Annotated in this window: 17 protein-coding genes; 11 read left to right on the top strand and 6 right to left on the bottom strand. The window is 71.9% G+C overall.

The window, feature by feature from the left end; all coding sequences use genetic code 11:
- Positions 1 to 3: 3 nt before the first annotated feature.
- Both CCR87_RS10515 and CCR87_RS10510 read left to right on the top strand, forming a co-directional pair.
- Positions 4 to 1,362 carry an HlyD family type I secretion periplasmic adaptor subunit gene (locus CCR87_RS10515; protein ID WP_201157481.1) on the top strand — a complete coding sequence of 453 codons (1,359 nt, stop codon included), beginning with the start codon at positions 4 to 6 and terminating at the stop codon, positions 1,360 to 1,362.
- Between the two features lie 377 nt (positions 1,363 to 1,739).
- On the top strand, positions 1,740 to 3,944 hold the full coding sequence (locus tag CCR87_RS10510; RefSeq protein WP_201157480.1) for an OmpA family protein: 2,205 nt from the start codon (positions 1,740 to 1,742) through the stop codon (positions 3,942 to 3,944).
- A 59-nt stretch (positions 3,945 to 4,003) separates the two neighbouring features.
- On the opposite strand, the gene CCR87_RS10505 is transcribed toward CCR87_RS10510, so the two are convergent.
- Genes CCR87_RS10505 through CCR87_RS10480 form a run of 6 tightly spaced genes read right to left on the bottom strand, consistent with a single transcriptional unit; the run spans position 4,004 to position 9,680 of the window.
- Entirely contained in the window at positions 4,004 to 5,311 is a 1,308-nt protein-coding gene (locus CCR87_RS10505) for a TRAP transporter large permease (protein WP_201157479.1), read from the bottom strand.
- Complete coding sequence (locus tag CCR87_RS10500) at positions 5,308 to 5,826, bottom strand: TRAP transporter small permease (RefSeq protein WP_201157478.1); 519 nt, start codon at positions 5,824 to 5,826, stop codon at positions 5,308 to 5,310. Before CCR87_RS10500 ends, CCR87_RS10505 begins: the two co-directional genes overlap by 4 nt.
- Positions 5,827 to 5,885: 59 nt before the next feature.
- Entirely contained in the window at positions 5,886 to 6,917 is a 1,032-nt protein-coding gene (dctP, locus tag CCR87_RS10495) for a TRAP transporter substrate-binding protein DctP (RefSeq protein ID WP_201157477.1), read from the bottom strand.
- Positions 6,914 to 7,516 carry a 3-isopropylmalate dehydratase small subunit gene (gene leuD, locus CCR87_RS10490; protein ID WP_201157476.1) on the bottom strand — a complete coding sequence of 201 codons (603 nt, stop codon included), beginning with the start codon at positions 7,514 to 7,516 and terminating at the stop codon, positions 6,914 to 6,916. The genes dctP and leuD overlap by 4 nt, the downstream gene beginning before the upstream one ends.
- Positions 7,513 to 8,901, bottom strand: a complete 1,389-nt coding sequence (leuC, locus tag CCR87_RS10485; RefSeq protein ID WP_201157475.1) for a 3-isopropylmalate dehydratase large subunit — start codon at positions 8,899 to 8,901, stop codon at positions 7,513 to 7,515. The genes leuD and leuC overlap by 4 nt, the downstream gene beginning before the upstream one ends.
- Positions 8,898 to 9,680, bottom strand: a complete 783-nt coding sequence (locus CCR87_RS10480; RefSeq protein ID WP_338048911.1) for a GntR family transcriptional regulator — start codon at positions 9,678 to 9,680, stop codon at positions 8,898 to 8,900. Before CCR87_RS10480 ends, leuC begins: the two co-directional genes overlap by 4 nt.
- A 144-nt stretch (positions 9,681 to 9,824) precedes the next feature.
- Between CCR87_RS10480 and CCR87_RS10475 the strand changes: the two genes are divergently transcribed.
- The 9 genes from CCR87_RS10475 to CCR87_RS10435 all read left to right on the top strand — a co-directional run bounded on the left by CCR87_RS10475 (position 9,825) and on the right by CCR87_RS10435 (position 19,689).
- Entirely contained in the window at positions 9,825 to 10,208 is a 384-nt protein-coding gene (locus CCR87_RS10475) for a nuclear transport factor 2 family protein (RefSeq protein WP_242511950.1), read from the top strand.
- Positions 10,205 to 11,893: a hydantoinase B/oxoprolinase family protein gene (locus CCR87_RS10470; RefSeq protein WP_201157472.1), complete on the top strand. Its 1,689-nt coding sequence runs from the start codon at positions 10,205 to 10,207 to the stop codon at positions 11,891 to 11,893. The genes CCR87_RS10475 and CCR87_RS10470 overlap by 4 nt, the downstream gene beginning before the upstream one ends.
- Positions 11,890 to 13,947, top strand: coding sequence for a hydantoinase/oxoprolinase family protein (locus CCR87_RS10465; protein ID WP_201157471.1), 2,058 nt, complete (start codon positions 11,890 to 11,892; stop codon positions 13,945 to 13,947). Before CCR87_RS10470 ends, CCR87_RS10465 begins: the two co-directional genes overlap by 4 nt.
- On the top strand, positions 13,944 to 14,543 hold the full coding sequence (locus CCR87_RS10460) for a cysteine hydrolase family protein (RefSeq protein WP_201157470.1): 600 nt from the start codon (positions 13,944 to 13,946) through the stop codon (positions 14,541 to 14,543). The genes CCR87_RS10465 and CCR87_RS10460 overlap by 4 nt, the downstream gene beginning before the upstream one ends.
- Positions 14,540 to 15,469 (top strand): isocitrate lyase/PEP mutase family protein, encoded by a 930-nt coding sequence (locus tag CCR87_RS10455; RefSeq protein ID WP_201157469.1) that lies wholly within the window; start codon positions 14,540 to 14,542, stop codon positions 15,467 to 15,469. Before CCR87_RS10460 ends, CCR87_RS10455 begins: the two co-directional genes overlap by 4 nt.
- The gene (locus CCR87_RS10450; RefSeq protein ID WP_201157468.1) at positions 15,466 to 16,851 is read left to right on the top strand and encodes an FAD-dependent oxidoreductase; all 1,386 of its coding nucleotides are present in this window, start codon (positions 15,466 to 15,468) and stop codon (positions 16,849 to 16,851) included. The genes CCR87_RS10455 and CCR87_RS10450 overlap by 4 nt, the downstream gene beginning before the upstream one ends.
- Positions 16,852 to 17,008: 157 nt before the next feature.
- On the top strand, positions 17,009 to 17,860 hold the full coding sequence (locus CCR87_RS10445) for an ABC transporter ATP-binding protein (RefSeq protein WP_201157467.1): 852 nt from the start codon (positions 17,009 to 17,011) through the stop codon (positions 17,858 to 17,860).
- A gap of 11 nt (positions 17,861 to 17,871) precedes the next feature.
- Complete coding sequence (locus CCR87_RS10440; RefSeq protein ID WP_201157466.1) at positions 17,872 to 18,642, top strand: ABC transporter permease; 771 nt, start codon at positions 17,872 to 17,874, stop codon at positions 18,640 to 18,642.
- Positions 18,643 to 18,663: 21 nt separating this feature from the next.
- Complete coding sequence (locus tag CCR87_RS10435; protein WP_201157465.1) at positions 18,664 to 19,689, top strand: ABC transporter substrate-binding protein; 1,026 nt, start codon at positions 18,664 to 18,666, stop codon at positions 19,687 to 19,689.
- The last annotated feature ends 161 nt before the right edge of the window (positions 19,690 to 19,850 follow it).

The following is a 19,850-nucleotide window of genomic DNA, read 5'->3' as shown; positions in this document are numbered from 1 at the left end:
CCCATGACCGACACCGCCACCGACCCACGTCCCGCGCCCCCCCTCCAGCCCGCGGAATGGTACGGCGAGGTGCCCCGCTCCATCCGGCGCCATGTCCTGGCGGGCTGCCTGCTGCTGGTCTCGACCTTTGGCGGGTTTTCGCTGTGGGCGTTCCAGGCCCCGCTGGCGGCGGCCGTCATCGCGCAGGGCAGCTTCGTGGCCACCGGCGAAAACCAGGTGGTCCAGCATCTGGAGGGGGGCATCATCGCCGCGATCCTGGTCCGCGAGGGCGATCACGTCGACGCGGGCACGGCGCTTGTGCGCCTCGACGACACCGCCGCGCAGACCACCAGCCGCGAGCTGGAGCTGCGCCAGATCCGCCTGGAGGCGACCGAGGCGCGGCTGCTGGCCGAACACGACCGCGCGCCCGACCTGCGGTTCCCCGACCACCTCGCGGCGCAGCGCCACGACCACGAGGTCGCCGCGATCCTGGAGGGCCAGGAGGTCGCGTTCACCGTCAACGCCTCGGGGTTGCGCAACGATCTGGCGATCATCGACCGCAACTTCGACGCGCTGGCCTTCCGCGAGACGGGATACCTGACCCAGCGCCGGGTGCTGGAGGACCAGGTCGCCCTGCTGTCCGAGGAGCTGGAGGCCCAGGAGAAGCTGCTGGAGCGCGGGCTGGTGCGCCGCGCCGACGCCATGGGCCTGCGCCGCGCCACGCTGGAGGGCGAGGGCCAGATCGCCCGGCTGGACGCCGAGCTGGGCGAGATCGCCGAGATGCGCGCGCGAATGACCAGCCAGCGCGACCGCACGCTGGACGAATACAGCCGGGCCTCGCTGGCGCAGCTGCAATCGATCCAGAGCGAGCTGGAAAGCGTCCGCGAACAGCTCCGGCGCGCGCGCAGCGTGCTGACCCGGACCGAGATCACGGCCCCGGTGGCAGGCACCATCGTCCGGCTGTACTACAACACCACCGGCGGCGTCATCGAACCCGGCCGCGCCATCGCCGAGATCATCCCCTCGGACGCGCCGCTGATCATCGAGGCGCTGGTGGCCCGCGCCGACATCGACTCGGTGCAGGTGGGTCAGCCCACGGTGGTCCGGCTGTCGGCGCTGAACCAGCGCACCACGCCGGTGCTGAACGGCGCGGTGGCGTATGTCTCGGCCGACGCCGTCGCCAACACCGCCGAGCGCCGCCAGCGCGAGGTGTATGTGGTCCGCGTGTCGCTGCCCCCCGAGGAACTGGCCCGCGTGCGCGGCTTCAGCCCCACCCCCGGCATGCCCGCCGAGGTCATGGTCCAGACCGCAAAGCGGACCTTTGCGCAGTACATCGCCAAGCCGATCACCGACTCCATGTCGCGGGCCTTCCGCGAGCAATAGCCCGCCACCCGGGACGGGCGGCGGGTCCGGGCGCCTCGGGCACGATGGCGACCCTGATGGCAGCCACGGGTGGCAGGCCCGATGGCGCCCTCCTGTCGGCCCTCCGCACTGCCGACACCCCGCCCCGGGACCGGTCCGCGGGGCGGCCCAGTTGGCGGCCAAGATGGCGGCCCAGATGGCGGCAAAGTGACCGCGGCGCACGGCCGATCCATGCCACGACAGCGTGGGCGTGCCCCCCGCGCGGAACGCGCACGGCGGTGGGTGCGTTGACCATGCATCCGATGCCGCGCCGGGAAACAGGACCGCGCCGACGCCGAACCGCCACCGTGCCCCGGGCCACCGCTGCCATCCATGCCCGCCCGATACAGGAGACCGACATGCCGCGCAGGACGTTCCATGCCACGACGGCGCTGGGGCTCTGCCTCGCCGTGACGCCCCTGGCCGGGGGCGCACAGAGCGACGCGGACACCGCCGCGCTGTTCTCTCCCGATGTGCAGGCCTGCGTGACGGCGCCGGACATCGCGACATGTGCGGACGTGCGCGCGCGGATCACGCGCTGCGCGGCCGACCTCGACCCCGATGACTGCGCGCCGCTGTTCGAGGGTACGGACGGGGTGCCCGGGGACACCGCCCAGCGCGAGGCCGCACAGGAGATGCTGTCGCAGGCCAGCGCGGAGATGGCGCGCATGGACACGGCCGCGTCCGGCACCGAGGCGCCCTCGGCCGACACGCAGCCCGACACGCAGCCCGCCCCCCCCTCGCCCACCGGCGCAGAGACCGCAGCCCCGGAGTCCGCCGAGGCCACGCCCACCAACGCCGAACGCGCGGCACCCGAGACCGAGACGCCCGGGACTGGGGCACCGGAGACCGAGGCACCCGGGACTGGGGCACCGGAGATCGAGACAACCGGGACTGAGGCACCGGAGACCGAGACGCCTGCTCCCGAAGCTCCGGAACCGCAAGCCCCGGCACCCGGAACGCAGGCATCCGGACCGCAGGACGATCAGGACCCGCGTGATGCACCCGGGGCCGGGACGTCCGCGCCCGATACCGCTCCGGCGCCCCCCTCCGACGCCGAGGAGCGGGCCGGCGCCGAGGAACGGGCCGACCAGGACCCGCCCGCAGCCCCCGACGCCGGGGCTGCGGCCAGCGACGCGGCGACGGACGTACCGGCCGCCGCGCCCGCGCACCCCGATGACGGCGCCGCACAGCCCCCCCATGCCCAGGACATGGCGGACGCCCAAGCCGCCCGCGCCCGCGCGCAGGAGGATCACGACCAGGACGCCGCGCGCGCCCGCCTGCGCGCGGATGCCGAAGCCATCGCCGACGAGGCGCCCGAGCTGCTGGTCGAGGACGCCCCGGAGGAGGAGTTCGTCGCGCCCGACGCCGCGCCGCGCGACCTCGACGCCGGACAGCGGGACGCGCTGGACCGCCTGATGGATGACCCCGAGGTCGCGGCGGCGGTGTCGCTTCTGGGCGGCGTGACGGGCGCCATGGCACAGGACGACGGCGCGGACGCACCGGCTGGCGCGGATGCGGCGGCCCTGCTGGCGCTGCGACCCGAGGAAGGCGCACCGCCCGAGGCCCCGGAGGTGATCGAGCAGCAGATCGAGCCCGGGGACATCCGCACCAGCCGCGACGATTTTGCGTCGCGCTTTGCGCTCGACTTCGACGCCGGACAGGCGCGCAGCGACGACCGCCGTGACCTGGAGCGGGCGGGCCTGGCGGCGCTGGGCGCGCTGGCGGTCGGCATGCTGGTCAACCGCAACCGCGTGGTCGCCCGGTCCGACGAACGCGTGGTGGTCGTGGACGACGCGGGCGACTATGCGGTCTGGCGCGACGACGACGCGATGCTGCGCCAGGAGGGGACCCGACGCCGGATCGAACGCTTCGACGACGGCTCCACCCTGACCCGCTGGACGCGCGACGACGGCACGCAGGTCATCACCATCCGCGACGCCACCGGCCGGGTGCTGTGGCGCGAACGGGTGCTGGCCGATGGGACCTCGGTGCCGCTGGTCGATGACATGCGCGGGCTCGCGGCGGTGGACCTGGCGCAGCTGCCCCCCCCGCGTCGGCGCGAGCTGCGCATCTCGCAGCGCACCGACCCGGAACTGGCGCTGGCGCTGCTGCACGAGGCCGAGGCCGACGCCCGCGGGCTGGACCGCGCCTTCACCCTGCGCCAGATCCGCGAGATCCGCGAGGTCCGCGAACTGGTCCCCGTCCTCAGCCCCGAGGCGATCACCTTCGAGATCAACCGCGCCAATGTGCGCCCCGCCGAGGCGCCGAAACTGGCGCAGGTCGGGCGCCTGATGGAGCGGCTGATCGCGGCCAACCCGCGCGAGCTGTTCCTGGTCGAGGGGCATTCCGACGCCACTGGCCCCGCGTCCTACAACCTGGCGCTGTCGGACCGGCGCGCGGAATCGGTGGCGCTGGCGCTGAGCGAATTCTTCGATATCCCGCCGGAGAACCTCATCATCCAGGGCTATGGCGAGCGGCACCTGCGCATCCCCACCGCCGCCGCCGAGGAACGCAACCGGCGCGTGGCGATCCGGCGGATCTCGCCGCTGATGCACCGCTGAGGGGCCACAGAGGGGTCACACGGGGGATCACACGGGGATCACCGCAGCGGGCGCGGGCGTCACCGCCCGGGCAGCCACAGCGCGATCGCGGGGAACAGGATCAGCAACCCCACCAGCAGCATGGAGCACAGGATGTAGGGGATCGCCGCCATGTAGATGTCGCGCATGGTGGTGGACGGCGGCGCCACCCCCTTCATCACGAACAGCAACAACCCGAATGGCGGCGTGGTGAAGCTGATCTCCAGCGCCAGCAGCATGATCAGCGCGAACCACACCGGATCGAACCCCAGATGCAGTGCCAGCGGAAAGAAGATCGGCACCGTCAGCAGCATCATGGAGATCTGCTCCATGAACATTCCCAGCACCAGCAGCACCGCGAACATCGCAAGCAGCATCGCCACCGGCGCCAGGTCGAACGAGGTCGCCCATTCGATCAACCCGCGCGAGGCCCCGGTGAACGCCAGCAACTGGCTGAAGGTGGCCGAGCCGAACACGATCAGATAGGCCATCAGCGTGACCCGCAGCGCCCCCGTGACCGACGCCACCAGCGCCTTGAGCGTCAGCACCCGGAACGCGCCCGCCAGCACCATCACCCCCAGCGCGCCGAAGGCCGCCGCCTCGGACGGGGTGGCAAGGCCGCCCAGCATCATCAGCACGATGCCCACCATCAGCCCGACCATCGGCACCACGTCGCGCAGAACCAGAAACAGCTTCTCGCGCAGCGGGATCGGCGCGACCTCGTAGGCGGGCGCGGCCGAGGGGTCGAGGCGCGTCTGGATGAAGATCGTGACCATGTAGAACACCGCCAGCAGCAGCCCCGGGATGATCCCCGCGATCAGCAGCGCCGCGATGTCGACCCGCGCCAGCGTCGCCAGCAGCACCGCCAGCGCCGAGGGCGGGATGATGATCGCAAGCCCCCCCGTGCCCAGGATCGGCCCCAGCGACATGTGCTGGCTGTAGCCGCGCCGGTTCATCTCGGGCACCATCAGGCTGCCCATCAGCGCGGTCGACCCCATGGATGACCCCGACAGCGTGGCAAACCCCGTTCCGCCCAGCACGGTGACATAGCTCAGCCGTCCCGGCAGCCGCCCCAGCAGCCGGTCGATGGTGGCGAACATCCGGTTTCCCAATCCGGTGTGAAAGAACACCTCGCCCATCAGCAGGAACAACGGGATCGGCACCAGCGCATAGGACGTCAACGAGCCCAGCCCGTTGTTGAGCATCTGCGTGACGCCCCGCTCGCCGCCCATGAACAGGAACGCGCCCAGGATGCAGGCCGCCAGGAACGCGATCGCCACCGGCATGCCCAGCGCCATCAGCACGGCAATGGTGCCCAGCAGGATCGCCAGCGCCTCCACCCAGATCATTCGTGAATCCCCGCCTGGCCGGTGTGCATCAGCTCGCGCCCCACGGCAAAGCGCGCGAACTCCACCGCCATCAGCCCGAAGCTGACGGGGAACGCGATGGTCAGCAGCCAGCGCGGATAGAAGTAGGCGCGCACGTCGAAATCCATCCGCGCGATGTTGGTCTGCACCAGCAGATACCCCCGCCACGCCAGGTACCCGCACACCACCACGCAGCCCGCCGCCACCGCCCGGCTGACGAGCGCGCGCACCCCGTCGGGCAGGGTCGCCGTCACCAGCTCGATGTGGACATGGCCGCGCCGACGCACCAGCCAGGGCGCGCCCAGCATCGTCATGTAGAACACCCCGTATTCGGTCGAGGTGAACAGCCACGCATGCGGCTGCATCCCGAGGTTGCGCATGCCCACCGACCACACGATGGCCACCATCAGCCACACCAGCGCCAGCCCCGCCACCACCGCCATCGCGGTGACGACAAGGTCATGACCACGCCGCATCAACGCCCAGACCGCACGCATCGGCACCCTCCCGACCGGAATGGAGCGGCCCCCGGATGCCGGGGGCCGCGGGATGGGCTTCAGCCGCCGGCGCGATCGAAGTCGTAGAAGTGCTCGATCAGCCGGTCGAAGTGGTCGGCCTCCAGAGGCTGCGCCTCCATCAGGCCGCGCATGCGGTTCCAAGTCGCCTCGCGCGCGCCGCGCAGGTATTCGGCGGCGGCCTCGCCCTCCAGTTCGACCACGGTCATGCCGGCGGCCTCCAGCTGCTCGAACTCGGCGTCGCGGCGGTCGCGGTGGGCCTCGGCGCTGGAGATCTCGTGCGCGATGGCTACGTCGCGCAGGATCGCGCGCGCCTCCTCGCTCAGCGCGTTCCACCGCTCCAGGTTCACGATCACCCCGAGGTCGGTGGAGAAGAAGCACGGCTCGATGCGGTAGTTGATGAACTCGTTCCAGCGCAGGTCGATCAGCCCGATCTGGGTCCAGCCGGTGGCGTTGACCACGCCGCGCTCCAGGCCCGCGAACACCTCGCCGGTGGGCAGATCGATCACCTGCGCGCCCAGGTAGTCGGTGAAGAAGGCATTGTAGACCGGGTTGCCGCGCAGCCGCACGTCGGTCATCGCCAGGTTTCCGGCGTCATCCAGCCGCGGCGTGTTCACCGTCCACAGGTTGTAGCACACCCCGCTGTCGAACCAACCGAGGTAGTGCACCCCCATGCGGGCCTCGTGGATCTCGTTGATGAGGTCGATGCCGCCGTTCTCGCGCGCCTCGGCCGCGGTGCGGTTGGAGGTCACGAGCGCGTCCTTCTCCGGCAGCGCACCGGCGTAGAACGAGCCGGGGGTGTAGGCCATGTCGACCACCCCGTCGCGCACCGCGTCGGCCTGCTGGAACGAGCCGATCGCCTCGGGCCCGCCGCGCACGTCGATGCGGATGACGCCGTCGCCGGCCTCGTTGACGGCGTCGACGAACTCCAGGAACGACTGGGTATAGACCAGCGTCGAGGGGAAGGCGTGCACCGCCGTCAGCGTCTCGGTGGCCATGGCGGTGGTGCCGATCAGCGCGGCGGCGGCCGACAGGCCCGTCAGCCGAAGATGAGTCAGTCTGGCGTGGGTCATTGGTCTCTCCCTGTGGATGGGGGCTTGGCCCCGGTGGTCTGCGGCCACAGCCATGGCGCCTGTTCCCGGCGCCTTTTGGCAAAGGCGGTGATGTCGTCGGTGTGACGGGCCGTCAGGTCGATGTCGTCCCAGCCGTTGATCAGCTTGACGCACCACACCGGATCGAGGTCGAAGCCGATCGCCGCGCCGCCCTCGGGCGTGATCGTGCCCACCGCAAGGTCGATCGCCAGCCGCCCCGGCAGGGCGCGCATCAGCGCGCCGGTGTCGGCCACCGCCGGCAGCAGCCCGTTGTTGACCGCGTTGGCGGCGAAGATGTCGCCGAACCCCGGCGCGATCACCGCGCGAAAGCCCGCATCCACCAGCGCATACACCGCCGCCTCGCGCGAGGAGCCGCAGCCGAAATTCGGCCCCGCCACCAGGATCGAGGCGCCGGGCACATCCCACGCCGCCCCGTCGCCGCGCAGGTCGTGCAGCAGGAACCGCCCGTAGCCCTGCGCGCGCGGCGTCGACATGAACCGCGCGGGGATCAGCTGGTCGGTGTCGACATTGGCGCGGTCCAGCAGCACGGCCAGCCCGGCGTGATGGCTCCAGCCGCTCATCCCCGCCCCTCCAGAAACGGGCGCACATCGCTCAGATGTCCGGTGACGGCGGCTGCGGCGACCATCGCGGGCGACATCAGATGCGTGCGGGCGCCCGGCCCCTGCCGCCCGCGAAAGTTGCGGTTGGTGGAGGACGCGCACCGCATCCCCGGCGCCACCCGGTCGCCGTTCATGCCCACGCACATCGAACAGCCGGAGCCGACCCACTCCAGCCCCGCGTCGACGAAGATCCGGTCCAGCCCCTCGGCCTCGGCCTGCCGCCGGACCGGGGTGGAGCCGGGCGAGACCATCCCCGGCACCACCGCCCGCCGCCCCGCCAGCACCGCGGCGGCGGCGCGCAGGTCCTCGATCCGGGCGTTGGTGCACGAGCCGATGAACACCTGGTCGACCGCCACATCCGTCAACCGCTGGCCCGGGCGCAGCCCCATGTAGTCGAGCGCCTCGGCCATGCGCGACGCGCGTTCGGGGGTGGCGCGGGCGGGATCGGGGACGCTGGCGGTGATCGGGGCCGCATCCTCGGGCGAGGTGCCCCAGGTCACGACGGGCGCGATCCCGGCCATGTCGAAGCTGTGTTCGGCATCGAACTCGGCGCCCGGGTCGGAGGCCAGCGCGGCCCACCCCTCGGCGGCGCGGTCGAATACGGCGCCCTGCGGGGCGAACGGGCGGCCCCGCAACCAGTCGATCAGCGCCGCATCGGGCGCCACCATGCCGCAGCGCGCGCCGCCCTCGATCGACAGGTTGCACAGCGTCAACCGTCCCGAGACCGGCAGACCCCGCACCGCGGGCCCGGCATATTCCACCGCATGGCCGCGCGCCCCGTCCGCACCCAGCGCCGCGATCCAGTGCAGCGCCATGTCCTTGGCCCCCACCCCCGGCGCGGGCGTGCCGTGAAACGTCAGCCGCATCCGGCGCGGCTTGCGCTGCCACACGGTCTGGGTCGCCAGCACATGCGCCACCTCGGTCGCGCCGATGCCGAACCCCCACGCCCCCAGCGCCCCGTGGGTCGAGGTGTGGCTGTCGCCGCACACCACCAGCATGCCCGGCAGGGTCAGCCCCTGCTCGGGGCCCACCACATGCACGATCCCCTGGCGCGGATCGCCACGCCCGAACAGCGCAAAGCCGTGGGCGGCGGCGTTGCCCTCCAGCGTGGCGACCATGCGCGCGATGTCGGGGTCTGTGGTCGGGCCGCGCGTCGGCACATAGTGATCGGCCACCCCCACCGTCAGCGCCGGGTGCGCCACCCCCATCCCCCGCGCCGCCAGCCGGGCAAAGGCATGATGCGAGCCCTCGTGCAGGTAATGCCGGTCCACCCACAGCAGCGCCGCACCGTCGTCGCGCGTGCGGATCACATGGGCGTCCCACAGCCTGTCGAACAGCGTCCTCATTCGGCGGCATCCAGCACTGGCGCCCAGTGGCGCGCGTCGCCCTGGCCCACGCGGTCCAGCGTCATCTCCAGCTGGAAGCGGTCGGGGCGGTACAGCGCCGACAGGTGCTCCACCCCGCGCCCATCGGCATCGCGCACCACCCGTGTCAGCGCGATCAGGGCGGTGCCGGGCGCGACCTCCAGCGCCTCGGCGACCTCGGGCCCGGCCAGCGTGGCGGAAATCGACTGGCGCGCGTGATCGACCTTCACGCCGGACCGCTCCAGCAGGCGAAACAGCGGCGTCGTCGCCAGATCCGCCTCCGAGAAGCTCTGCGCGATGGCCGCGGGTACATGGGTGGTCAGATGCGAGAACGGCGCGGCTCCGGCCATGCGCACCCGCACCGCGCGCTGCACCTGACCCTCGGCGCCCAGCGCGCGCGCCACCGCCGGCGGCGGCGTGACGTAGCCATAGGACAGAAGCCGCGCGGTGGTGGACTGCCCCATCGCCACCAGCTGCGGCATCAGCGTGGCGAAATCCGCCTTGATCCCGGTGGGCGGCGTGGCGCGCGTGGCAACACGGGTGCCCGCGCCCGCCCGCCGCTCGATCAGCCCGTCGGCGCTCAGGGCATCGAGCGCACGGCGGATGGTCACGCGCGAGACGCCATGCGCCTCGGCCAGCCGCACCTCGCCCGGCAGCGCCGCGCCGGGGGCGTGATCGCCGCGCAGGATCGCGTCGCGCAACAGCAGATAGGCGCGCCGCGCCTTGCCACCCTCCGGGATCCGCCTGTCCGCCTGCGTCACCGCGCCGCCCTCCGCTCGTGGGGGAATGTTATCCGCCCGACACGGCAAAGCAACCGATTTGTATGGCCGAGGGATGCAAAAATGTCTTTTCCTTGCGGCGCAGCCTGTATTACAAAAAAGACAGATCCTGAAGGGAGGCCCCACATGTCCACCGCCACACATGACAGCGCGCAGGTGGTGCGCGCCTTTCTCGCGGCGATGGAGGCGCGCGATCTGGACGCCGCGCGCGCGCATCTGGCCGAGGGCTTCGTGATGACCTTTCCCGGCGGCGTCCGCATGCACACCCCCGAAGAGCTGGTCGCCTGGTCACGGCCGCGCTACCGCTGGGTCGCCAAGACCCATGACGGGCTCGATTCGACGGGCGCCACGGTCTGGTGCTTCGGCACGCTGCGCGGCGAATGGCCCGACGGCACGCCGTTCGCAGGCATCCGCTTTGCCGACCGGTTCGAGGTCCGCGACGGCCGCATCCACCGCCAGGACGTCTGGAACGACATGGGCGAGCACCGCGCCCGGGACGCGGGCGCATGAGCATCGACCCGATCACGCTGGCGGTGCTGGCCGGGCGCATGGAACAGATCGCCGACGAGATGGACGCGACGCTGTTCCGCTCCGCCTTCAACCCGATCATCGCCGAGGCCCATGACGCGAGCCACGGCCTGTACCACGCCACCACCGGCGAGACGCTGGTGCAGGGCAAGTCCGGCCTGCCGATCTTTGTCGGCGTGATGGCGTTCGCCGTGAAGGCGGTGATCGACAAGGCCGCGCGCGACGGCGATCTGGCCGATGGCGACATCTACATCTTCAACGACGCGCACATCGGCGGCACGCATCTGTCGGACATGCGGCTGGTGCGGCCGTTCTTTCACGACGGCCGGGTGTTCTGCCACCTCGCGTCGGTCGGGCACTGGCACGATATGGGGGGGGCCGTGCCCGGCAACTACAACCCCCAGGCGACCGAGGTGTTTCAGGAGGCGTTCGTGCTGCCGCCGGTCAAGCTGGTGCGGGCGGGCGTGCTGCAACAGGACGTGGTGGACATCGTGCTGCGCAACACCCGGCTGCCGGCCTCGGCGCAGGGGGATCTGAACGGACAGATGGGCGCGCTGGATCTGGGCGCACGGCGGCTGGCGGCGCTGCTGGCGGAGTACGGCGCGGACACCGTGCGCGCGGCGCTGGAGGCGCTGTCGGACCGGGCCGAGACGCTGGCGCGCGCCGAGATCGCAGCCCTGCCCGATGGCCGCTGGGAGGCCGAGGATTTCCTCGACAACGACGGCATCACCGACACCGCCCTGCCGATCCGGGTCGCGCTGGAGGTCTCGGGCGACCGGCTGGCGCTGGATTTCACCGGTACGGCGGGGGCCACGGCGGGGCCGGTGAACATCTCGTACGGGACCGCCGTGGCCTGCGTCTATGTGGCGATCAAGCATGTGTTTCCGGGGCTTCCCGCCAATGCCGGCGTGATGCGCCCGCTGGGCATCACCATCCCCGACGGCAGCCTGCTGGCGGCCCAGTTCCCCGCCCCCACCGGCGGCTACACCGAGACGATCCTGCGCATGATCGACGTGATCTTCTCGGCCATGGCGCAGGCCGCGCCCGAGATTGTGGTGGCCAACGCCTATGGCACCATCAACGCGCTGTCGCTGGCGGGCCACCGCGCCGACGGGCGGCGCTGGGTGATGTTTTCCTTCTACGGCGGCGGGCATGGCGGCAGCATCGACGGCGACGGGCTGAACCACGGCAACGCGCCCATCTCCACCGCCACCATCCCCCCGGTGGAGATCCTGGAGGCCGCCTATCCGGTGATGTTCCGCCAATGGGCGCTGCGCCCCGACAGCGCGGGCGCGGGCACGCACCGTGGCGGCCTGGGCGCGATCTACGAGATCGAACTGCTGGAGGAGAGCGCGCAGGTGTTCCTGTTCGGCGAGCGTGGCCGGTATCCGCCGCGCGGCGTGGCGGGGGGCGGGGACGCGGCCCTCAACCGTTTCGGCTACGAGAACGACGGCATCTGGCACCGCCCGCCGCTGGCCTCCAAGATGGTCGGCATCGGGCTGAAGCGCGGCGAACGGGTGCGGCTGGAGACCCCCGGCGGCGGCGGCTACGGACCACCCGAGGCGCGCGATCCGGTGCGCGTGGCGCGCGACGTGGCGCTGGGCTACCTGACGGAGGCGGGGGCCGACACCGCCCACGGCCCCGCCTGGCGCGAGTGCGGCGCATGAGCGGGGGCGTGATGATCGGCGTCGATGTCGGCGGCACCTTCACCGACGTCTTTGTCCTGGACGAGGACACGGGCACCGTCCGCGTGGCCAAGGTCCCGACCACCCGCCCCGACCAGTCGGGCGGGTTCCTGGCGGGCATCACCGGTCCCGTGCCGGACCTGGGCCGTGTGGCCAGCGTCGTGCACGGCACCACCGCCGGCACCAACGCCCTGCTGGAGCGCAAGGGCGCGCGCATCGGCATCATCACCACCGAAGGCTTCCGCGACGTGCTGGAGATGCGCCGCCGCGACCGCCCCCGCACCTGGGGCCTGCGCGGCGATTTCGACCCCGTGGTGCCGCGCGACCTGCGGCTGGAGGTGCCCGAGCGGGTGCTGGCCTGCGGCACGGTGCACACGCCCGTGGACCTCGACGCGGTGCGCGCGGCCGGGGCGCGGCTTCTGGCGGCGGGCTGCGAGGCGGTGGCGGTGCTGTTCGTCAACGCCTATGCCAACCCCGGGAACGAGCGCGCGGCGGCCGAGGCGCTGCGCGCGATCTGGCCCAGCGCGCATGTCTCCGCCTCGTCCGAGGTGCTGCCGGAAATCCGCGAGTTCGAGCGGTTTTCCACCACCGCGCTGAACGCCTACCTCCAGCCCGAGGTGTCGGGGTATCTGGCGCGGCTGCAGGAGGCGCTGCGGGCGGGGGGCTTTGGCGGCGAGTTCCTTATCGTGCAGTCGAACGGCGGCGTGATGTCGGTGGACACCGCCTGCCGGCGCCCGGTGCGCACGGCGCTGTCGGGCCCGGCGGCGGGGGTAATCGCGGCCGCCCACATCGCCCGCACGGCGGGGTTCGGCGATGTCATCACCGGCGACATGGGCGGGACCTCGTTCGACGTGTCGCTGATCGCGGACGGCCAGCCTGCGCTGGCGGCGCAGACCGCCATCGATTTCGGGATGGTGGTGCGCACGCCGATGATCGAGATCACCACCATCGGCGCGGGCGGCGGCTCCATCGCCTGGGTGGACCGGGGGGGGCTGCTGAACATCGGGCCCGAAAGCGCGGGCTCGGACCCCGGGCCGGTCGCCTATGGGCGCGGCAACGACCGGCCCACGGTGACGGACGCCAACATCGTGCTGGGCCGGATCGATCCCGACCGCCCCATCGGCGGCGGGCGGCTGGACGTGGCGGCGGCGCGCGCGGCCATCGACGTGCATGTCGGTGCCCCGCTGGGCCTGGGGACAGAAGCCGCAGCCGAGGCGATCCTGCGCGTGGCCAACGCCCGCATGGCCGGTGCCATCCGCCTGGTCAGCATCGAGCGCGGCCACGACCCCAAGCGGTTCGCCTTCATGCCCTTCGGCGGCGGTGGCGCGCTGCACGCGGGCGCGATGCTGTCCGAGGTGGGCCTCGGGCGCGCCATCATCCCGCGCTATCCCGGCGTGACCTCGGCCATGGGCTGCGTGATCGCCGACATGCGCCAGGACTTCGTGCAGACCGTCAACACCCTGACGGACGCGGTGGACACGGCCGACCTCGGCGCGCTGATCCGCAGCCATGTGGACGAAGGGATGCGCCTGCTGGACGCGGCGGGCGTGACCTTTGCCGGACGCACGGTGGTGGTGGAACTGGACATGGCCTATGTCGGCCAGACCCACACCGTGGCCGTGCCGCTGACGAGCACGCGCGACGGCGCCCCCCCGCCACCCGACCGCGCCGCCATTGGCGCGGCCTTTGATGCCGCCTACCGCGCCACCTATGGCCGGTTGCTGCCCGGCGGTGTCACGCGACTGCTGAACCTGCGCACCGCGGTGATCGGCGAGCGGCCCAAGTTCGACCTCGCGCGTCTTGCACCGCGCGGGCCGGGCACCACCGCGCCCCGCACCACCCGGCGCGTGCATTTCGGCGAGTGGCTGGAGGCCGCCATCCACGATCGCCTCGACCTGCCCGTCGGCGCCGAGATCCGCGGCCCGGCGGTGCTGGAGCAGCCCGACACCACCATCGTCATCGACCCCGGCCAGATCGGGCGCGTGGACGCCCACGGCAACCTGATCCTGTCCCCGGACCCCGAGGCCCAGCCATGACCCCCAGCGCCACCGCCCTTCTGACCATCGACCTGCAGAACGACTTCCTGCACCCCGACGGTGCCTATGGCCGCGCGGGCCAGACCGCCCCCGACATCGCCGCGTTGCCCGAACGCATCGCCCCCGTGCGCGACGCGCTGCGCGCGGCGGGGGGGGTGTTCATCTCGGCGCAGTTCACGCTGGTGCCGGGGCCGGACGGGCCGCTGATCTCGCCGCATCTGCGGGCGCTGCGGCCGTTCCTGGGGGCGGGCGACTTTGCCCCCGGCCGCTTCGGCCATGATCTGGTGGCCGCGCTGGCGCCCGCCGATTTCACCGTCGAAAAGGTCGCCTATTCGGCCTTTCACCAGACCCGGCTCGAATTCATCCTGCGCAAGATGGGGATCGAGACGCTGATCGTGGGCGGGATCGTGACCAACGGCGGCGTCGCCTCGACCCTGCGCGACGCGCATCTGCGCGACATCCACACGGTGATGCTGACCGACGGCTGCGCGGCCTTCCGGCCCGAGGTGCACGCGGCAACCCTCGTCTCGCTCGCCTCGGTCACCGAACAGATCACCTGCGCGCAGGCCGTGGCGCGGCTCGGGGGCGCGCCATGACCAGCTTGCGCGCGCGTCTGGCGCAGCCGGGCATCCTGCTGGCGCCGGGGGTGCATGACGCGCTGACGGCCGCGCTGGCCGAACAGGCGGGGTTCGAGGCGCTGTACCTGTCGGGGGCGGCGGTGTCCTATACCCGGCTGGGGCGGCCCGACATCGGGCTGGCGACGATGTCCGAGATGGCCGACACCATGGCGCTGATCCGCGACCGGGTGGCGCTGCCGGTGATCATTGACGCCGACACCGGGCATGGCAACGCGCTCAATGCCCAGCGCACGATGCGCGTCTATGAACGCGCCGGCGCCAGCGCGTTGCAGATCGAGGACCAGACCTATCCCAAGCGCTGCGGGCACCTGACCGACAAGGCGCTGATCCCCACGCCCGAGATGGCCGGCAAGATCGCCGCCATGGCCGATGCGCGCGCCAGCGATGCCACGCTGATCATCGCGCGCACCGACGCCATCGCCGTGGAGGGCTTCGACGCCGCGCTGGCGCGCGCCGAGCGCTACCTCGAGGCCGGGGCCGACGCGCTGTTCATCGAGGCGCCGCGCTCGGGCGACGAGCTGGCCCGCGTGGCCCGCCATTTCCAGGGCCGCGCGGCGCTGATGGCCAACATGGTCGAGGGCGGCACCACCCCGATCCGCGCCGCCGGGGATCTGGAGGCGCTGGGCTATGACATGGTGATCTTTCCCGGCGGCATCGTGCGCGCGCTGGTCCACACCGCCGAGGCATATTACGCCAGCCTGCGGGCGCATGGATCGAACGCGCCGTTTGCCGGGCGCATGCATGATTTCGCCGGGCTGAACGCGCGGCTGGGCACCGCCGAGATGCTGGCCACTGCGCGCCGCTTTGCCTCGGACGGAACATCGGACGGCAGCGGGGACGGCAGTGGGAACGGCAGCGGGAACGGGGACGGAAACGCACGATGAGCGCGCATCTGATCCCGCCGGGCCCCACGGATGTGCGGGTGCAGACCCTGATCGTGGGCGCGGGCGCGGCCGGGCTGGTGGCGGCGCTGGCCGCGTCCGAGGCCGGCCAGGAGGTTCTGGTGCTGGAGCGCGACGCGGTGCCCGCGGGCTCCACCGCGCTGTCGGCGGGGCTGGTCCCGGCCGCGGGCACGCGGTTCCAGGCGGCCGCCGGAATCGACGACGATGCCGCGCGCTTTGCCGCCGACATCCAGCGCAAGGCGCACGGCACCAACGACCCCGGGCTGGTGGCGCTGATGGCGCGCAACGCAGCCCCCGCGCTGGAGTGGCTGGCCGACCGCCATGACCTGCCGTTCAGCGTGGTGGAGGATGTCGACTATCCCGGCCACACCCGGCGGCGGATGCACGGCCTGCCGACCCGGTCCGGCGCCGAGCTGATCGACGCGCTGCGCACCGCCACCGAGGCGGCGGGCGTCGACATCCTGACCGGCGCGCGGGCCGAGGCGCTGATGACCGACGGCGCGCGCATCCACGGCATCGGCCTGCGGCGCCCGGACGGGCGGATGGAACACATCGGCTGCGGGCGGCTGATCCTTGCGTGCAACGGCTTTGGCGGCAACCCGACGCTGGTGGGCGAACACATGCCCCAGATCGCGGGGGCGCTGTACTTCGGCCATCCCGGCAACCAGGGCGAGGCGATGGTCTGGGGCCGCGCGCTGGGCGCCGAGATCCGCCATCCCGGCGCCTTTCAGGGGCATGGCAACGTGGCCCATCCGCACGGGATCCTGATCACCTGGGCGGTGATCACCGCGGGCGGGTTCCAGGTCAACCGCGACGGCCGCCGGTTCTGGAACGAAACCCAGGGCTACTCCGAGGCCGCCCGCGCCGTTCTGGCCCAGCCCGGCGGCACGGCGGTCACGGTGTTCGACGCCCGCGCCGCCGCCATCGCCCGCCAATTCGCCGACTTCCGCACCGCCGAGGCGCAGGGCGCGATCCGCAGCGCCGCCACCCCGGAGGCGCTGGCGGCGCTGTTCGATCTGCGCGCGCCCGCCCTGTCCGAGACGCTGGCACAGCTGGAGGCGGTGCGCCGGGGCACCGCCCGCGATCCCTTCGGCCGCCCGCCGGGCACCGGGGCCGCGCTGGAGCCGCCCTACATGGGGGTGCGGGTGACGGGGGCGCTGTTCCACACCCAGGGCGGTCTTGCGGTGGACGGCTGCGCGCGGGTCCGTCGTGTGGGCGGCGGGGTGTTCGACACCCTGCATGCGGTGGGCGGGGCGGCCTGCGGCGTCTCGGGCGACGGCGATTCGGGGTATCTGTCGGGCAACGGCCTGCTGTCGGCGGTGACGCTGGGGCGCATCGCCGGGGCCGCACCGCTGCCAGGCTGACGAGGGACGGGGGACGGCGCAGGCCCCCATTCCCACCCTGCCGCATATCTGCACATTTTACGCAATTGCGTATCAGGTTTTCGGCAAATCCCGCACCCGTCCCCGGTGTCCGGCGCGTCCCCTTGGCGGCGCGGTCTGCGGCGGGGATGGTTCCGGGATGCAGATGTCGGCAGCCCCGTCCACCGTTCCACCCGCCCAGGCCAGCACAGCCCAGGCCAGCGCCGCACGGGCGGTGGAGCTTGACCGCGCCTCGGTGGTGTTCGGACGCGGCGCGGGGGCGGTGACGGCGCTTGCCCCCACAACCCTGCGCATCGGGCATGGCGCCTTCGTCGCCCTCGTGGGGCCGTCGGGCTGCGGCAAGTCCACCATCCTCAAGCTGGTCTCCAGCCTGCTGCGCCCGTCGGACGGGTCGGTCGTGGTCGGCGGGCGCGAGGCGTCGGTGCGCGCGCTGCGCATCGGCATGGCGTTCCAGAACCCCACCCTGCTGCCCTGGCTGACGATCGAGCGCAACGTGATGCTGCCGCTCAAGATCGTGCCGCCGTTCCGCCACGACTTCCGCCGCGAACGCACGCGCGCCTTTCGCGACCGGGTGCATGCGCTGCTGGCCAGGGTGGGCTTGCAGGATTTCGCCGGCCACTATCCCTGGCAGCTGTCGGGGGGGATGCTGCAACGCGCCAACCTGTGCCGGGCGCTGATCCACGAGCCCGACCTTCTGCTGCTGGACGAACCCTTCGGCGCGCTCGACCAGTTCACCCGCGAGGAGCTGTGGCAGGACCTTCAGGCGCTGTATCTGGAGCGCCGCCCCACGGTGCTGCTCGTCACCCATGACCTGCGCGAGGCCGGGTACCTCGCCACCCGGATCTGCGTGATGAGCCCGCGCCCGGGGCGCATCATCTCGGACCGCCCCATCGACCTGCCGCAGCCGCGCGACATCGACCTGATCTACCGGCCCGACTTCGTCGAGATGACCCAATCCCTGCGCGAGCTGATCGCGCAGGTCCGCAAATAGGGGGCCCGGGCATGTCCAACCTGCGCATCCGCATCTGTTCCGCCGCGCTGATCTTCGGCTTCTTCGCGATGTGGGAGGTGCTGTGCCTCTGGCTGCAGGTCTCGGACCTGCTGCTGCCGCGCCCGACCGAGATCGCCGCCACGCTCTGGACCCGGTTCCCGGTGCTGTGGCCGCATATCCTGCAGACGCTCTATTCCACGCTGACGGGGTTCGGCCTGGGGGTCATCATCGGGGTCACGCTGGGGGTGCTGATCGGCACCTCGCGGCTGGCCTACGGGGTCGCCTATCCGCTGCTGGTGGGGTTCTCGTCGATCCCCAAGGTGGCGGTGGTGCCGATCTTCGTGCTGTGGTTCGGCTCGGGCACCACGCCCGCGATCCTGACGGCGATGGTGATCTGCGTCTTTCCCATCGTGGTCAACATCGCCACCGGGCTGGCCACCACCGAGCCGGAGCTGGAGGACGTGCTCAAGACGCTGGGCGCCTCGCGCTCGGAGATCCTGTGGAACGTCGGGCTGCCGCGCGCGATGCCGTATTTCTTCGCCTCGCTGAAGGTCGCCGTCACGCTGTCCTTCGTCGGCGCGGTGCTGTCGGAGACGGTCGCCTCCAACCGCGGGATCGGCAACGTGATGATGACCGCCTCATCCAACTTCCAGACGTCACTGCTGTTCGCCGGACTGTTCGTCCTCGCGGCGATGGGGGTGGCGCTCTACGCCGTCTTTTCGTTCCTGGAGGCCCGCGTCACCGGCTGGGCCACCCGCAAGACCGACATCGCCGTCACCTGACCCCCAGAAAAAGAGGTCCCCATGAAACGCACCCTGTTCCTTGCGGCGATGGCCGCGCTTGTGTCCGCCACGCCGGCGCTGGCCGACATGGTCAACATCCGCTTCACCCTGGGCTGGAAGACCCAGGGGTCGGACGCGCCCTTCCTGCTGGCCGCGCAAAAGGGCTACTTCGCCGAAGAGGGCCTCAACGTCACCATCGACCAGGGCGAGGGGTCGGCCGCCACCGTCACCCGGATCATGGGCGGGGCCTATGACGCGGGCTTCGGCGACATCAACGCCATCATCCAGAACGCCGCCCTGCGCCCGGACGAGGCGCCGGTGATGGTCTATCAGCTGTGGAACCGCCCGCCATTCGCCATCGTCACCCCCAACGACCGCGGCATCACCACCCCCGCCGATTTCGAGGGCCGCACCCTCGGCGGCGCGCAGGGCACCCCCACGACGCGGCTGTTTCCGGTCTTTGCCGCGCTGAACGGCATCGACCTGGAGGCCGTGGAGCAGCAGAACATGGCCCCGAACCTGCAGGAGCCGATGATGATCCGGGGCGAGATCGACGGCGCCTTCGTGTTCAACATCACCAGCTGGTTCAACCTGATCGCCAACCGCCAGGACCCGGAGAACGACTACACCTGGTTCCTGTTCGAGGACTACGGCATGGACCTGTATTCCAACGGGATGATGGTCTCGCGCCGCCTGCTGGCGGAAAACCCGGACGCGGTCGCGGGCCTGGTGCGTGCGGTCAACCGCGCCACCCTGGAGGTCGCGCGGGATCAGGAGGCGGCGATGGATGCCATCATGGCCTTCGACAACCTGGTGGACCGCGACATCGAGCATGCGCGGCTGACATTCTCGCTCACCAACCTGATGAACGCGCCCGAGGTGGCCGAGATCGGCATGGGCGATCTGGTCGACGACCGCCTGGCGCGGTCGATCGCGATCGTGGCCGAGGGCTACGATCTGGAGCGCCTGCCCGAGCCGTCCGAGATCTTCGACCGCGCCTTCCTGCCCCCGGTGGCAGAGCGCCTGTTCGAGGTGGTCCTCAACTGATCCCTGCACCCCCGGTCGGCGCGCGCCCAACGGCGTGCGCCGACCCCGGGACGCCCGACCCCGTTATGCTGGGCCCGTGACGCAAGGCCCGTGACGCCGCTCCGTGGCGCCCGCGCCGTGACACAGGCCCCGTGACACCGGCCCCATGCCGCCCCCCCGGG

The organism is Rhodobaculum claviforme (assembly GCF_016653255.1).
Taxonomy (GTDB): domain Bacteria; phylum Pseudomonadota; class Alphaproteobacteria; order Rhodobacterales; family Rhodobacteraceae; genus Rhodobaculum; species Rhodobaculum claviforme.
The sequence above is the reverse complement of the archived record's forward strand: the minus strand, read 5'-3'. Positions and strand labels throughout refer to the sequence as shown.